Source organism: Methanolapillus ohkumae (assembly GCF_032594355.1).
Classification (GTDB): Archaea; Halobacteriota; Methanosarcinia; order Methanosarcinales; family Methanosarcinaceae; genus Methanolapillus; species Methanolapillus ohkumae.
On sequence record NZ_CP131061.1, the window covers coordinates 755,518 to 769,859 of the forward strand.

A 14,342-nucleotide genomic window follows, 5' to 3' on the forward strand; every position below is an offset into this window, starting at 1 on the left:
TTTCGATTGTGAAAAACAGGAATGTGAAAAACACAACGTAAGCATGATGTGTAATCATAAAAATAGGGTTTGTAAAACGGTTTTTTAATTTTTGGAGGTTTTAGATTGGAATCAAGTTTTAGATTGGAATCAAGTTTAAGTTTGGGAATTGATGCGGGCGGAACTTATACGGATGCGGCCATCGTGGATTTGGACGGCCGCCTCATCATTGAGTCTCAAAAAGCGCTCACGACTTATCCGGATCCGCTCGGCGGTATTTCTTCGGTTTTGGATCAATTAAATCCGGAATCCTTAAAAAAAGTCAAATTACTTTCGGTGTCGACAACCTTTGCGACCAATACCATTCTTGAAAAAAACGGGGCATCGGTTGCGCTTATTTTGGTCGGGACTCAAAAAATTCCGGAGATTTTGAAAGACAATTGCGTAGTCGTGACCGGCGGGCACAATTACCGCGGCAAGGAAAATGAAGAATTGGATTTGGAGGCCGTGGAAAAGTATGTCCTTCGTGTCAAAGACCAAGTGTCGGCGTTTGCGGTCTCTTCTTTTTACAGCATTTTAAATCCGGAACATGAAATCCGGGTGAAAGAAAAAATTAGGCAGCTGACGGGATATCCGGTGGTGTGCGGGCATGAACTGGCGCATGCGCTGGGGGCGTATGAGCGTGGAATTACCGCTTATTTAAATGCGGCGCTTTTGCCGGTCGCAAAAAAGTTTTTGGATGCGATTTTGGTTGAAATTGGTCGCCGTGGGATGGATGTAAAAACCACCATGCTCAAATGTAACGGGGCAGTCGCTCTTTTTTCCGAAGTTATGGAAAAACCGGTGGAGACGATTTTTTCAGGCCCGGCAGCAAGCGTTCTTGGGGCTTCCTTTTTGTCGGGGCGGGAGACGTGTATCGCAATTGATGTCGGGGGCACCAGTACGGATGTGTCGATGATTGCGGACAAAATCCCCAAAATTTCGGATTTGGGCGCAACGGTCGGTGGCTGGAAAACAAAAGTGCGTGCGATCCGAATGGAAACAACCGCAATGGGCGGGGACAGCCACATTTGGATGGATGTGCCCTCCGTTTTAGACGCCCGCTTTTCTCATCTTAAAATCGGACCGAGACGAGTTATTCCGCTTTGCCGTGCGGTTCTGATGTATCCGTCTCTTTTGGAAACGATTCAAAAGCATTGGGTGCCGCATAATCAGCTTCTCAACGAATTTACCCAGCCGACAACCCTGGTTCTTAAAAGCGGATATCCGCCGGTGAATTTGTCAAAAGAGGAAATGGACACATACAACAAAATCGGAGAAGTCCCCCGGTTTTTGAGTGATTTGACGTGGGAGTCGGACTACATTCCATTTGACCAAATCGAGCGGTTGGTCAACAAGCGGCTGGTTCAGGTAATCGGGCTTACCCCGACGGATTTGCTTCACGTGACGGGCGACTTTATGGAATGGGATGCGGATGCGTCGGCCGCCGGCGCCAAGGCGGTTGCGGATTTGTTGAACATGACCAAAGAGGATTTTTGTAAAAATCTGAAAAAGAAGTTTGCGCGAACGATGGCACGGGAATTGATTTATTTCATGGATGACACGTTTTCCCGGGAACAGTTGGATCTTTTCTTAGACAAAGATTTATCCAAAAATCCGTTTGAGATGACGGATGTAAATGAGTTTGGGAAAAAACATTTGCGGTTTAAAATTGATATTCCGGTGGTATTAATCGGCGCACCCGTCCGTTGTTTTATGGAGGAGCTCTCCGAATGCATTGAGGCGGAAATTATCGCGCCCGACCATTATGAGGTCGGAAATGCGGTCGGTTGCCTTGCCGGAAAATTAGCGAAGCGGGTGGAAATTCAAATTGAGGTGCAGTCGATGGAAGATGAAACCGGTTATCATGAAAAAAATTTCATTTTCCACACGGTGGAGGGCGAAAAGACATTTTCCGTCAAATCGGATGCGATTCGTTCCGCGGAATACTTTTCCAAAAATGAAATCATCCAATACATGAAAGAAAACAAAATCCGGGAAGAAGATATTGAATTTAAAGTCCGGACCAAAGAATTGGTGTCGGATCCCCGGCGCCCGCCGGTTCAAATTCATGTGGTGGCGGAAGGTTTTGCCGAAAATAAAATCAATCTTGATTGAGGTTTTTTCCTCATTTTTTTTCGTGCCGGTGCCGCCGTGCGCGTTATGGCGACACATTTTCGATGACTGAATCAAAACCCGGAGGACATTTTTTGAGCCGGCGGCACATTTTAGAAACGATTGTCATTTTTCCAATCCAAGAAAACCGTCCCGATTCAATCAGATGCGCTCGCATCTGATTGAATCGGATTATCATTATGAATCGATATGTGCGGTAAAACAGACGCAGCAAACTGTCAACACCGGATGCAGCGAACTGTCAACACCAGACGCAGCGAACTGTAAAATTATAATCCGGCGCAACCATTTTAAATTTAAAAACATGACAAAATTCATCCGCCGTTTTTGTACAAATCTTTAAAAATTTGCAGTCCTAACGCGCGCACGCCGCCGCCCCAAAAAGCAAAGAAGTGAAAAAAACGGAAAAAATGAAAAATACAAAAAAATGAAAAAAATATAAAAAAGAGAATTAAGTTTAAAAAAAGCCGGCAAACAAGCCCTTTTCAAACTTTTAAGGTTTTATTCTTTTTCATCTTTATTTGACTTAATCGGAATCCAGAGCATCTTTGACTTTTCCAAAGAATCCTTTGTCCTTCTTTCCTTTTCCTTTAGAGCCGGAGGTGGCGGGCAAGCCTGAAATTTTGGCGTATTGCTCCAAAAGCTCTCTTTGTTCCTTGGATAATTTTTTCGGAATTTCCAGGTTCACGGTCACGAATTGGTCGCCGACGGATTTGCTGTTTACACGCGGGAACCCTTTTCCTTTCAGGCGGAAAGTGCTTCCGGTTTGTGTCCCTTCTGGAATCGTCATCGTCACGTCGCCGCCCATGGTCTTGACCGTCACATCGGCGCCAAGAGCCGCTTGGACAAAATTCACGTGAATGTTGGTGTAAACATTATCGCCTTCGCGGGTGAAATAATTGTCTTGGTCCACCCGAATCACAACATATAAATCTCCGGCCGGCGCGCCCACATCACCCGAATTTCCTTCTCCCGGATAGCGAATCCGCATGCCGTTATCAGAGCCGGGTGGAATGGTCACGGAAATCTTTTTGGTCTCTTTTGTTTTTCCTTTTCCGGAACATTTCGGGCAGGGGGTTTCAATTTTTTGGCCCGTGCCACCGCAAACCGGACATGACGACTGGGAAATCATATTCCCAAACGGCGTTCGCATGGTTTTTGCAACCACTCCCGAACCGCGGCATTCCGGACAGGTTTTCGGGCTGGTTCCCGGTTTTGCGCCCGAGCCGGAACACGTGTCACAAGTGATGATTTTTGGGACGTCGATGGAAACGGTTTTTCCGGCATAAGCATCGGCAAAAGAGATCCGGATGTCGTATTGAAGGTCCCCGCCTCTTTGAGGACCGCGTCGCCGGCTGTTCCCGCCAAACCCGCCGCCAAAAATATTTCCGAAAATGTCGCCGAAAATATCTCCAAAGTCGCTGAAGTCGGCGCCTCTGAAAATGTCTTCGGTCGAATACCTGTTGTCAAATCCGGAATGTCCGAATTTGTCATAGGTCGACCGCTTTTCCGTATCCGATAAGACAGCATACGCTTCCGAAATTTCCTTAAATTTTTCTTCCGCGTCGGGAGAATCGTTCCGGTCCGGATGGTATTCCATTGCCAATTTCCGGTATTTCTTTTTAATTTCATCCTCGGATGCATCTTTTGAGACACCGAGAATTTCATAATAATCTCTTTTTGTTGCCATAAAAATCCTTTTTCAATGAATTAAAACGAATAGAATGATAACGATAATGAATTGTCCTGTAAAATACGGTTGTAACATACGGTTGTAACATACGGTAATGTAACATACGGTTGTAACAAACGGTTGTAACAAACGGTTGTAGCAAATGGTAATGTAATAAATAACGGGATGTGATGAATGGATGAATATTAATCATGAAAGTCAAATAAATTCAAATTAATGAAATAAAAATGATACATATAGATACCGTAATATAAAGCATCCGATAAAAGCATTTTTGATTTTTTTGATAAAAAAAGGAACACACATGTCTGCCGAAAAGCTGTCATGAATGTTCCTCTTTGGTGTGTTTTGTGGTTTATTTATGGAGTTTTTCCGTATGGGGTTGCCGTTTTTTATTTTTATTCTTTATTTTTTTCGTTTTTCGGGGTTTTTCAAATGGGTTGGTTTTGAACCGGTTTTATAAATCGGTCAATGGGATTTTTTATTGATTTTTTATTGATTATTTTTGATTATCTGTTATTATTTTTTGTCTTCATATTCGGCATCGACGACAGTGTCTTCTACTTTTCCGCCGGCGCTTTGTTGTTGTTGCGCGGCTTCGGATGCTTTTTTGTAGATGGCTTCGGAAATCGGGTAAACAGCTTGTTCCAGTTTTTCCGTCTTGCTCTTGATGAGTTCCACGTCCGAACCGCTGTTTAAGGCAGACCGAAGTTCGGCAACGGCTTCTTCGACGGCTTTCTTTTGATCGTCCGTCACTTCCACAACATCACCGGCTTGGGTCACCGCTTTTTCGGCGGCGTTAATTAAAGATTCGGCATTGTTGCGGATTTCGATTTCTTCTTTCTTCTTCCGGTCTTCGTCGGCGTGAAGTTCGGCATCCTTGACCATGCGTTTAATTTCTTCTTCGGACAATCCGCCCGGCTTTTGAATGGTGATGGATTGTTTCTTTCCGGTTCCAAGATCCTTGGCGCCGACATGCAAAATTCCGTTGGCGTCAATGTCAAAGGTCACTTCAATTTGCGGAATACCGCGCGGTGCCGGCGGGATTCCGTCCAGGATAAATCTTCCCAGCGTTTTGTTACCGGATGCCACACTGCGTTCTCCTTGGAGAACGTGGATTTCAACAGACGTTTGGTTGTCGCCGGCCGTTGAAAATATTTGGCTTTTCTTGGTCGGAATGGTTGTGTTTCTCTCAATGAGCGGGGTTGACACGCCGCCGAGGGTTTCAATTCCCAAGGTGAGTGGAATGACGTCGAGGAGAAGCACATCTTTGATTTCTCCGGACAAAACGCCGGCTTGAATCGCGGCGCCGACAGCGACGGCTTCGTCCGGGTTAATGTTTTTGTACGGTTTTTTGCTCGTGAATTTCTCAATCAAGTCGACAACGGCCGGCATTCTTGTGGAACCACCGACTAAGATCACTTTGTCAATTTTGTCAATGGATAATTTGGAGTCGCCTAAGGCCTGTTTTAAGGACACGGTGGTCTTTTCCAACAAGTCCGCGGTCATTTTCTCGAATTGAGCCCGGGTCAAGTCCGCATCCATGTGGAGTTGGTCGCCGTCGGGTCCAAGCGCGATGAACGGTAAATTGATGTTGGTACTGGTCACGCCGGAGAGTTCGATTTTGGCTTTTTCGGCCGCGTCTTTTAAGCGTTGAAGGGCAGCCAAGTCTTTGGACAAATCCACGCCGTGGGATTTTTTAAATTCCGCGACAAGATGGTCGACAATGCGGTTGTCAAAGTCGTCACCGCCGAGGCGGGTGTCTCCGCTGGTGGCCAATACTTCAAAGATTCCGTCGCCGAGTTCCAAAATGGACACGTCAAACGTTCCGCCGCCCAAGTCGTAAACCAATATTTTTTGGTCTTTGGACCCCTCTTCTTTGTCCAGTCCATAAGCCAATGCGGCAGCGGTCGGTTCGTTGATGATACGAAGGACCTCCAGGCCCGCAATCTTTCCGGCGTCTTTGGTGGCTTGCCGTTGTGCGTCGTTAAAGTAGGCCGGAACGGTGATGACCGCTTGGGTGATGGTTTCTCCCAAGTAGGCTTCAGCATCCGCTTTTAATTTTTGAAGAATCATAGAAGAGACTTCTTGCGGAGTGTATGGTTTTCCGCCAAGAGTCACGCGGTAATTGGCGTCGCCCATATGTCTTTTTATAGATTGGACAGTGTTTTGGGAGTTGGAAACCGCTTGTCTTTTTGCGATTTGTCCGACAAGTCTTTCTCCTTTTTTAGAGAAGCCGACAACAGACGGAGTTGTCCGGGCACCTTCCGCATTGGGAAGAACTGTCGGCTCGCCGCCTTCCATAATTGCCATACAAGAGTTGGTTGTACCAAGGTCTATTCCTAAAATTTTTGCCATATTTATTCACCTGTTGTTGAATTTTATTTGGATTATTGTTTTGTCAAGTTTCGTAATGAATTTTAATTTTGTAAGATATGTGATTATTTTGATTTTTATTTCTGAACTTCTTATTTTTATTTCTGAACTTCTTATTTTTATTTTTCGGCTTTTTTCGATTCAGCCATTGGTTGCCACAGAAACCGTTGCCGGTCGGATGACTTTTGAATGCAAGGTGTATCCCGGGGAAAACACGCAGACGATTGCGCCGTCCGGATAATCGCATGTTTCGACTTGGGTGACGGATTCATGCAGCGCCGGGTCAAATTCCGTTCCGGGCGCCGCTTGGATTTGCGCAACACCGTAAGACTCCAAAATAGACATGAATTGCCGGTGGATGTTTTTTAAACCTTCCATCAAGGCACCACTTGTGTTTTTTTCGGTTTTTGAGGTGGATAAGACTGCTCGTTCAAAGTTGTCCGCCACTTCAATCATATCCATAATTAAGGGTTCCATCGCAAATTTTCGGGTTTCCTCCATTTGTTTCGCATTTCTCTTTCGATAATTGTCAAAGTCTGCAGCCATTAACAAATATTTGTTTGTCAATTCCTCCACTCTTTGGGTCAAAGCGGCATTTTCCGCATTTAAAGATTCGATCTCTTCCAAATTTTTTGGATCGGATTTGCCGGTTTTTCCGGATTTATGACATTTCTTTGGATGGTCATGATGGCCCCCTCCATTTCCGCCGTTTTGACCGCAGCCGCAGCCCCGGTCGGAAGTTTTTTCTTCCGCATCGTCCGTATTTTGATCAACGTCCGCTGGGGAATCGGAGAAACACTTATCATCTTTTTTTTCTTCAGCCATTTTCTACAGCCTCACTCTTTTGGTCGGGTTAAACAAAATCTTAAAAGGATTTATAGTATAAATAGTTATCGTATTATATCTTAGAAATTAAAAAAATAAAAGAAACAGAAGAAATACTAACCAAAGGTTAGTATCATTTATTATAGAAGCGTTTTTGAATTTTTGTATATTGGTTTGTGCATTATTTTGTACATTATTTTGCCCGTTTGTCCGGGAGAATCCCGGGATTTATATCAAATATCTGGAAATCTCAAAAGTCCCAAAGTATCATTAAATACGACTCCACTTCAAAAATATAATGTGTGTTATATAAAAACAAATTAAATAAATGTATCGTTTCCATTTGAGTTAAAAATGAATGATAAAAAACCATAAAAACAAAAACAAAAACAAAACAAAAAACCATAAAAACAAAAACAAAACAAAAACAAAAACAAAACAAAAACAAAACAAAAACAAAAACAAAACAAAAACAAAACAAAAAACCATAAAAACAAAAACAAAAACAAGACTACCATAAAAACAAAACAGTAATAAAGCAAATCCGGAAAGCAAATAATCAATAACTAAATAATAAACTTGTCTTTTGGTTTTGCTAAAAAACCAAAAACAATACCGTAACGCATGCAAGTGGCGTAAGGACAATTCCTGCAAAAAAAGCCGGTTTTTACATTTATGTAAAAACCGTTCTCATTTTTTAATTCTAAAGGATTTAATAATTTTCAACATATTTCAAAATCAAAACGGAGGCAATCAGACTGACCGCAAAAACAATAATGAATTTGTCCCATCCGATTCCGGTGACATCTCCTTGGTAAGCCATCAGAGCAAAATTAACCAGGGAAAGAATGATGATTGTCAAAAATAACGAAAACACAAATCCGATCCCAAGCGCTGACATTCGATTGGACAGTTTGGAATCAAAAAACTCATAGCCGATGACAAATAAAACGGCAAAAATTAATAAAACGACAGCAATCGGAATTGGAATATCTCTTACGGCCAGCATCCCATAAAGGCCGTACAATGTAAAAACCATAAAAAACGCCATAAGCAGCGATAATGCAAACGTTTTGACGTAATTATTTTTTAAAGATGAAAAATTGAAGTAATTTTTTTGATTGGAACGATTGGAATATCTTTTGGTTGCGATAAAGGACACCACCTTTGAATTGGGAATGAATTGTCGACTGAATTTGTGTGAATGGAAATTAAAATAAATCTAAAATAAAATCAAAACAAATGAAAAATCAAATGTATAAAGCAAAGGGAAAGTACATAACGTAAAGGGAAAGTGCAAGACGTAAAGGGAAAGCATGTAAAATAAAAGGAAAGTAAACTGTGGCAGACTTACTTCTTTTTACTTATTTTTCAATATAAGCAACATATATTTTTCATATATAAGTATTTCACAGATATAAATAAGATGCTGCCTCCATTTCGGCAAAAATAAGAAATCGGGCAAAAAGAATGAAAATCTTTTTTTAAAAAACTCACGCTTTATGAATAAAAACCTTTATATTCTTTTGAATACACTTCATGACTTCACAAATCCGTCATTTCATGCATAAAAGTTAAATGGTAGTTTGCTTGTTACCAACTATCATTTCATTTTGTCTTACCTATTGCGGATGTCAGCGGTCCTGTATGTCGACCGTTTTCGTTTTAGTTTTAATTATCTGATCATTTATTAAATGAAAGGTTAGAATGATTTGTTTTACAAAAAACTATTGAGGAATACCTATGAGAAAAACCGATAACTGTACCACCTGTGAAATCCGTCTTGTCGAAGAAGGAAGCGTCAGATTCCCCTGCCCGAAATGCGGCGAAGAAATCGGAAGATGCCAAGCCTGCCGTGTTCTCGGCAACCTGTATGAATGCAAATGCGGATTTGTCGGTCCGTAATTTAAAAAACAATTTCATTTACATAATTCTTAAATTTATAAATCTATAAATTCATAACTCGAAGGTGAAAAATATGAGCGGTGTCGCAGCAAAATTCAAAATTATGCCGGAAGACGTTGACACGGATTTAAATGCGTTGAAACAAAAAATAAAATCCGCCCTCCCGGCCGGTGCCACACTCAACGGCGAAATTGTTGAGCAGCCGATTGCTTTTGGTTTAAAAGCCCTGATCGTCACGGTTATTGTCGAAGACGGCGAAGGTGGAACAGAAACCGTCGAAGCCGAATTTGAAAAGATTCCGGGAGTTGCCGGATTCCAAATTTTGGAATTGGATAGAATTTAATTATAAATTCTTCCGTTTTCATTTTTTAAAGTCAGCCGCAATTTTTCAATTATGAAAAATTGCTTTTTTTATTTCTATAACAACTTTCATATATTTTTTAAAATCTTCTTTTGTCATTTCTGATTCGAAAAATTATTAAAATAGGAAACGAATTTAATTTTTGCACTTGAAATTGATTTTTTATTTTTAAATTTTGATTTATTCATTTTTAAATTCTCAATCATTTCATAAAGAGGAGGCTTGTTTCATGTTCATTCTGATCAAAAACGCGCGTATTTTAACTTTGGATGACAGCTGCGGCGAAATTCAAAACGGATACATTGTCATTGACAATGAATTCATTTCTAAAATCGGAGCCGGAACACCAATTTCGGGCAATTACGACAAAATTATTGACGCAGCCGGCTCTTTAGTTATGCCGGGACTTTCCAATACGCATACGCATCTGGGAATGACACTTTTGCGCGGCTATGCGGACGACATGATCTTAAAAGATTGGCTGGAAAAAGAAATTTGGCCGGCGGAAGCGGAATTGACGGCGGAAGATGTTTACTGGGGATCTCTTTTGGGATGCTTGGAAATGATTCGCTTTGGAACGACCGCTTTTTGTGACATGTATTTTTTCATGGACGAAACTGCCAAAGCTGTCGAAAAATCAGGAATCCGCGGATGTTTATCTTATGGCATGATTGAACTCTTTGATGAAGAACGTGGCAACGCCGAATTCATTAAAGGCGAGCGATTGGTTCGGGAATGGCAAGGAAAAGCAAACGGAAGGATTACCACAATGTATGGCCCGCACGCGCCCAACACCTGTTCCAAAGAATTCATCGCCAAAGTCAAAAAAGCGGCTGAGCGGGACGGGGTGGGTGTTCACATTCACGTTTTGGAAACGGAAGACGAACTCAACACCATGAAAAAGAATTACGGGGTCTGCTCGGTTCACCATTTGGATTCCGTCGGATTTTGGGACACACGCTTGCCGGGAAGTGATAAATCCTCCCTTCCGATTTTGGCGGCGCATTCGGTTTGGATGTCGGAGGGGGACATCAAAATTTTTGCTGAAAAAGGCGTCACAGTCTCTCATAATCCGATCAGCAATATGAAACTCGCGTCCGGAATCGCCCCGATTCAAAAAATGATTCAAGCCGGCGTTTTGGTGACTCTTGGAACGGATGGCTGCGCGTCCAACAACAATCTCAACATGTTTGAAGAAATGAAAACAGCGGCACTTCTTCAAAAGCTGGATACAAAAGATCCGACCGCACTTCCCGCAAAAACCGTTGTGGAAATGGCAACGAAAAACGGGGCGCAAGTGATTGACAAAAAGACCGGCGTTTTAAAACCGGGAAACAAAGCTGACTTGATTCTCATCGATCTTAAAAAAGCAAATGCGATCCCGATTTTTGATATTTATTCCCACTTGGTTTATTCGGCGTCCGGCAGCGATGTTAAAACAATGATCGTCGACGGCAAAATCCTTATGGAAGACTATAAGATTTTGGTTTTGGATGAATATGAAGTCATGAAAAACGCACATGAATGCGCTCAAAATTTGGTGAAGCGGGTCAAAGACAAAAATAAAATGCTTTAAGCGGCAAAATAAAAAAGTTCCGTTTTTTTGTAATTTTTTTTTCAAAAAATCCGGTGTGATAACGTGCGGCAGCGCCAAAAATAAAAACCGCAAACTTTAATCCACCAGAAGAAGTCCCCACCATTTGATTTTGTCGCTGACGGGAAACTCCAAAAATACACCGATATTTTGAAGCGTTCCGACAACGTCCACTCCTACCGCTTCCATGGACGGCCGAGCTTTGTAAGGCGTTTTGCATTCTTGTCCGGTTTTTACGCATTTGTCGCAATAATGACAGCTGCCACCTGTAAATCCGGCGGCGAACCGGTAGCCTTTTTGAAGGGACAAGCTTTCCAGTTTGAGTAAAATTTCCGACAAATCCGTTGATTTTTTTCGGATTTCTCGGGACACATCTTGCGATTCCGCAAGGGATGGCGGTTTGGGCGGATTATTGTATTCTGTCGAAAGCATGATTCCAAAACGGTAACATGATAAATATTTCCGGAATTCATCCGGTGTCGGCACGTTGGGTGGACACACCAAATCGCCATAGTGGCGGCAAAGCGGAACAAAACATTTGAGGCGGACACGATCGTCGACGACAATATTCTCCGCGTCAATAAAAAATGCGTCGGAAGCACCGGCTTCTTTGGATGCGATTAAAAACAATCCGACATTCTCCATATCCTTTTCCAAAATCCGGCTCAAAAAATTTCCTCCTCTTTCATTTAAGAATTCATTCTTGTATTTGCTGTTGCAATTGCTGTTGCAATTGTCGTATATTGTAATTTTTCCGGCCGGATTATTTGCCGGATTTATTTGATCTGCTTGCCTTTTTGGATTTTCCGGTTGTTTTTTCATTTTCCCATTTATCGATAATTTTAAAAATGTCGCGGGAGTACAAATTCAGCCGAATAAAATCATCTTCTTCCAAAGCGGTGTGGTGCATCACCGCGTTTCTGACCGGATCGAGTTCTTTTAACCGCTGAATAATCCAGCCGCGGTCGGGGAAATATTCTTCAAAGGCTTCCCATGCGAAGGGATTGTTGATGATTCGGCGGTAGTCGCTAAAACTTGCATAATTAATCAGCGCTTCGTGGATATTTCTTTTTTTGGCGGTATTGGTCCGATCATTCATAATCCGGCGTTCATTCCAGCGGTCCGCCAAAAAGCTCATGTCGGTTCCCCTCCACCATTCTTTTCCAAAGCGGGCTTCCACCCGATCGGATACAAAGAGCCGGAGTTTTTCTTCCAATTCTCTTAAGACCAAGTATCCGTTCTCCGCGGCAGTACCTGTTTTTTCTTTTTTCGGCGCGGTTGTACTTTCTTTTTTTGCGGATGCCGTTTCTTCCATGTACAAATTTCTCAAATCATACTTCACGGTCAAACCGGTTGAGTTTCCGGTTTTTGGGATAATGTCTAGAATTTCCACGTCGTACAGTTGGTCGATTCTGGTTTTCATGGCTGAGCAAACCGCCGGAATGTCGGATTTGAGCCCCATTTCCGAATGAATGTCACCCGCCCGAATTATGACTTTATTCTGTCCTTTCATTTTCGCCGGCCGGAAGTGATTTTGATAAATGTAAAACCGGATGTTGTCCGGCTTAGACATCGTTCCGGAAAGCGGAACTGCCTTTTTTTCGGATTTGAAAGAAGAAGGGCCGGATGCCGGTTTTGCAGGTTTTGCAGCGGATTTTATATCGGCTTTTGCCGCAGTCGGTCTTGCTTGTGATTTCGAAGAAATCACAGGCACGGATCTTACAGAAGAGTTGGAAACAGTTTTAGCAGCAGGCTTGGAAGTTGCTTTTGGTGTTTTCATTGGTATTTTTGATGTTTCTTTCGTTATTGTTTTTGTTACCGTTTTAGCGGCGGTGTTGGACACCGGTTTTGCCTGTGTCTTTGCTGCCTGTTTTGCCTGTGTCTTTGCTGCCTGTTTTGCCTGTGTTTTTGTTGTCGGTTTTGCCTGTGTTTTTGTTGCCGGTTTTGCCTGTGTTTTTGTTGCCTGTTTTGCCTGTGTTTTTGTTGCCTGTTTTGCCTGTGTTTTTGTTGCCTGTTTTGCCTGTGTTTTTGCTGCCGGTTTTGCCTGTGTTTTTGTTGCCTGTTTTGCCTGTGTTTTTGTTGCCTGTTTTGCCTGTGTCTCTGCTGCCTGTTTTGCCTGTGTTTTTGTTGCCGGTTTTGCCTGTGTCTTTGCTGCTGGTTTTGCCTGTGTTTTTGTTGCCTGTTTTGCCTGTGCCTTTGCTGCGGTTGAAGCGGATTTTGAATTTGATACTTTTTTTCCGCCGCCGATGGAGGAAAGCGTGTCTTTTAAAAAAGCGTTAAATGTTTTTTTTTCGGCCATGTTTATTCTCCAAAAATTTCCCGGATGCTTTTGAATTTGTGCTTCCTGTTTTCTGATTGAGTCGATAATTTTATTGGAATATTTAAATTAAATTTATGGTTAAATTTATGATTGAATTATTCGATAAATTTTTTCTTGTGTTTTTGATAAAGTTCGTGGACCATTCCGTCTGACAAACCGATAATCGGTGCGTGCATTGTTTGAATGCCGCATGTTTTCATAATACTGAGATAAATCCGACAGGCTGGAATGATCACGTCGGCGCGGTCCGGTTTGAGTCCGAGTTCCGTAATTCTGTCCTCAAAAGAATATCCGTTGATGGTTTGGCAAAGCGTTTTAAGTTCCTCATATTGAAGCGGATCGTTGTTGATTTTTTTAGCCAAAAGATAAAGGCTGCTGATATTTCCGCCACTTCCGATTCCAATGACGTTTTCCTTCGGAATGTTTTTGTCCAGCCATTGATTCATGTCGTCCCATGTTTCTTTAAGCACCAATCCTTCTTTGAGCCGAATCGCGCCGACATTAAATGATTTGGATTTGCGTTTGCCATCACCGACATAGGTAATTTCGGTACTGCCTCCGCCGACATCAATGTAAAGGTAGCGTTTGGACGGGTCAAAATTCTTTTCGATATGGTTGGCATAAATCAATTTTGCTTCCCGTTTTCCATCGATGATTTTAATGTCGATTCCGGATTCTTTTTTAATCTTTTTGACAATATCATCCCGGTTTCTTGCTTCCCGAAGTGCGGATGTGGCGCAAGCCATGCTGTCCATGACATTAAAACCATCCATGATTTCACGAAAACCGCACATGGTTTTGACCAAAGTTTTGACTTTGTCGTCCGATATTTTTCCGCGGATAAAGGCGTCGTCTCCCAACCGGATCGGGATTCGAAGAAGGGTCAGCCTCTCAAAAACAGCATTGTTTTCCACAATTTCAACATTTGTGAGCAACAGGCGAACCGCGTTTGAACCGATATCAATTGTCGCAAATAACATTCCAAACCCCTATTTGAATGACTGTAACTTAAAAACAAACCTAAAAACAAAAAATAAATAAATATTTCCAAAAACTCAACAAATCAATATAAACAATATAAAACAACAATATAAAATAAAATCAATGAATGAAA

The 14,342-nt window shown here is 42.1% G+C and carries 12 protein-coding genes; 5 read left to right on the top strand and 7 right to left on the bottom strand.

The annotated features are described in order from the left end of the window. Positions 1-105 precede the first annotated feature (105 nt). Positions 106-2,136: a hydantoinase/oxoprolinase N-terminal domain-containing protein gene (locus tag MsAm2_RS03100; protein WP_338098339.1), complete on the top strand. Its 2,031-nt coding sequence runs from the start codon at positions 106-108 to the stop codon at positions 2,134-2,136. A gap of 544 nt (positions 2,137-2,680) precedes the next feature. Here the strand turns inward: MsAm2_RS03100 and dnaJ are convergent. From dnaJ to MsAm2_RS03120, 4 genes are all read right to left on the bottom strand, one after another. After that, positions 2,681-3,844 carry a molecular chaperone DnaJ gene (dnaJ, locus tag MsAm2_RS03105; RefSeq protein WP_338098340.1) on the bottom strand — a complete coding sequence of 388 codons (1,164 nt, stop codon included), beginning with the start codon at positions 3,842-3,844 and terminating at the stop codon, positions 2,681-2,683. A 522-nt stretch (positions 3,845-4,366) separates the two neighbouring features. Then, positions 4,367-6,205 (bottom strand): molecular chaperone DnaK, encoded by a 1,839-nt coding sequence (gene dnaK, locus MsAm2_RS03110; protein WP_338098341.1) that lies wholly within the window; start codon positions 6,203-6,205, stop codon positions 4,367-4,369. A gap of 159 nt (positions 6,206-6,364) precedes the next feature. Beyond that, entirely contained in the window at positions 6,365-7,048 is a 684-nt protein-coding gene (locus MsAm2_RS03115; protein WP_338098342.1) for a nucleotide exchange factor GrpE, read from the bottom strand. A 712-nt stretch (positions 7,049-7,760) separates the two neighbouring features. Further along, positions 7,761-8,087 carry a hypothetical protein gene (locus MsAm2_RS03120; protein ID WP_338098343.1) on the bottom strand — a complete coding sequence of 109 codons (327 nt, stop codon included), beginning with the start codon at positions 8,085-8,087 and terminating at the stop codon, positions 7,761-7,763. A gap of 704 nt (positions 8,088-8,791) precedes the next feature. Between MsAm2_RS03120 and MsAm2_RS03125 the strand changes: the two genes are divergently transcribed. The 3 genes from MsAm2_RS03125 (at position 8,792) to MsAm2_RS03135 (ending at position 10,890) form a co-directional block, all read left to right on the top strand. Further along, positions 8,792-8,953 (top strand): zinc finger domain-containing protein, encoded by a 162-nt coding sequence (locus tag MsAm2_RS03125; RefSeq protein WP_338098344.1) that lies wholly within the window; start codon positions 8,792-8,794, stop codon positions 8,951-8,953. A 73-nt stretch (positions 8,954-9,026) separates the two neighbouring features. Continuing rightward, complete coding sequence (locus MsAm2_RS03130) at positions 9,027-9,296, top strand: elongation factor 1-beta (protein ID WP_338098345.1); 270 nt, start codon at positions 9,027-9,029, stop codon at positions 9,294-9,296. A gap of 247 nt (positions 9,297-9,543) precedes the next feature. Further along, entirely contained in the window at positions 9,544-10,890 is a 1,347-nt protein-coding gene (locus MsAm2_RS03135; protein ID WP_338098346.1) for an amidohydrolase family protein, read from the top strand. A 96-nt stretch (positions 10,891-10,986) separates the two neighbouring features. Here the strand turns inward: MsAm2_RS03135 and MsAm2_RS03140 are convergent, their stop codons facing one another. Further along, positions 10,987-11,730: a DUF2284 domain-containing protein gene (locus MsAm2_RS03140; protein ID WP_338098347.1), complete on the bottom strand. Its 744-nt coding sequence runs from the start codon at positions 11,728-11,730 to the stop codon at positions 10,987-10,989. Further along, entirely contained in the window at positions 11,672-12,481 is an 810-nt protein-coding gene (locus tag MsAm2_RS03145; RefSeq protein ID WP_338098348.1) for a Swt1 family HEPN domain-containing protein, read from the bottom strand. Before MsAm2_RS03145 ends, MsAm2_RS03140 begins: the two co-directional genes overlap by 59 nt. On the opposite strand from MsAm2_RS03145, the gene MsAm2_RS03150 reads away from it, so the two are divergent. Beyond that, positions 12,462-13,241, top strand: coding sequence for a hypothetical protein (locus tag MsAm2_RS03150; RefSeq protein ID WP_338098349.1), 780 nt, complete (start codon positions 12,462-12,464; stop codon positions 13,239-13,241). The genes MsAm2_RS03145 and MsAm2_RS03150 overlap by 20 nt on opposite strands. 82 nt (positions 13,242-13,323) lie before the next feature. Here MsAm2_RS03150 and MsAm2_RS03155 read toward each other — a convergent pair whose 3' ends face one another. Beyond that, positions 13,324-14,208 (bottom strand): Ppx/GppA phosphatase family protein, encoded by an 885-nt coding sequence (locus MsAm2_RS03155; RefSeq protein ID WP_338098350.1) that lies wholly within the window; start codon positions 14,206-14,208, stop codon positions 13,324-13,326. Positions 14,209-14,342 lie beyond the last annotated feature (134 nt).

Bases quoted from the DNA above. Each gene is read 5' to 3' on its own strand.
- dnaJ (WP_338098340.1), bottom strand. From the start codon at position 3,844: ATGGCAACAAAAAGAGATTATTATGAAATTCTCGGTGTCTCAAAAGAT.
- dnaK (WP_338098341.1), bottom strand. From the start codon at position 6,205: ATGGCAAAAATTTTAGGAATAGACCTTGGTACAACCAACTCTTGTATG.
- MsAm2_RS03115 (WP_338098342.1), bottom strand. From the start codon at position 7,048: ATGGCTGAAGAAAAAAAAGATGATAAGTGTTTCTCCGATTCCCCAGCG.
- MsAm2_RS03120 (WP_338098343.1), bottom strand. From the start codon at position 8,087: ATGGTTTTTACATTGTACGGCCTTTATGGGATGCTGGCCGTAAGAGAT.
- MsAm2_RS03125 (WP_338098344.1), top strand. From the start codon at position 8,792: ATGAGAAAAACCGATAACTGTACCACCTGTGAAATCCGTCTTGTCGAA.
- MsAm2_RS03130 (WP_338098345.1), top strand. From the start codon at position 9,027: ATGAGCGGTGTCGCAGCAAAATTCAAAATTATGCCGGAAGACGTTGAC.
- MsAm2_RS03135 (WP_338098346.1), top strand. From the start codon at position 9,544: ATGTTCATTCTGATCAAAAACGCGCGTATTTTAACTTTGGATGACAGC.
- MsAm2_RS03140 (WP_338098347.1), bottom strand. From the start codon at position 11,730: ATGAAAAAACAACCGGAAAATCCAAAAAGGCAAGCAGATCAAATAAAT.
- MsAm2_RS03150 (WP_338098349.1), top strand. From the start codon at position 12,462: ATGTTGTCCGGCTTAGACATCGTTCCGGAAAGCGGAACTGCCTTTTTT.
- MsAm2_RS03145 (WP_338098348.1), bottom strand. From the start codon at position 12,481: ATGTCTAAGCCGGACAACATCCGGTTTTACATTTATCAAAATCACTTC.
- MsAm2_RS03155 (WP_338098350.1), bottom strand. From the start codon at position 14,208: ATGTTATTTGCGACAATTGATATCGGTTCAAACGCGGTTCGCCTGTTG.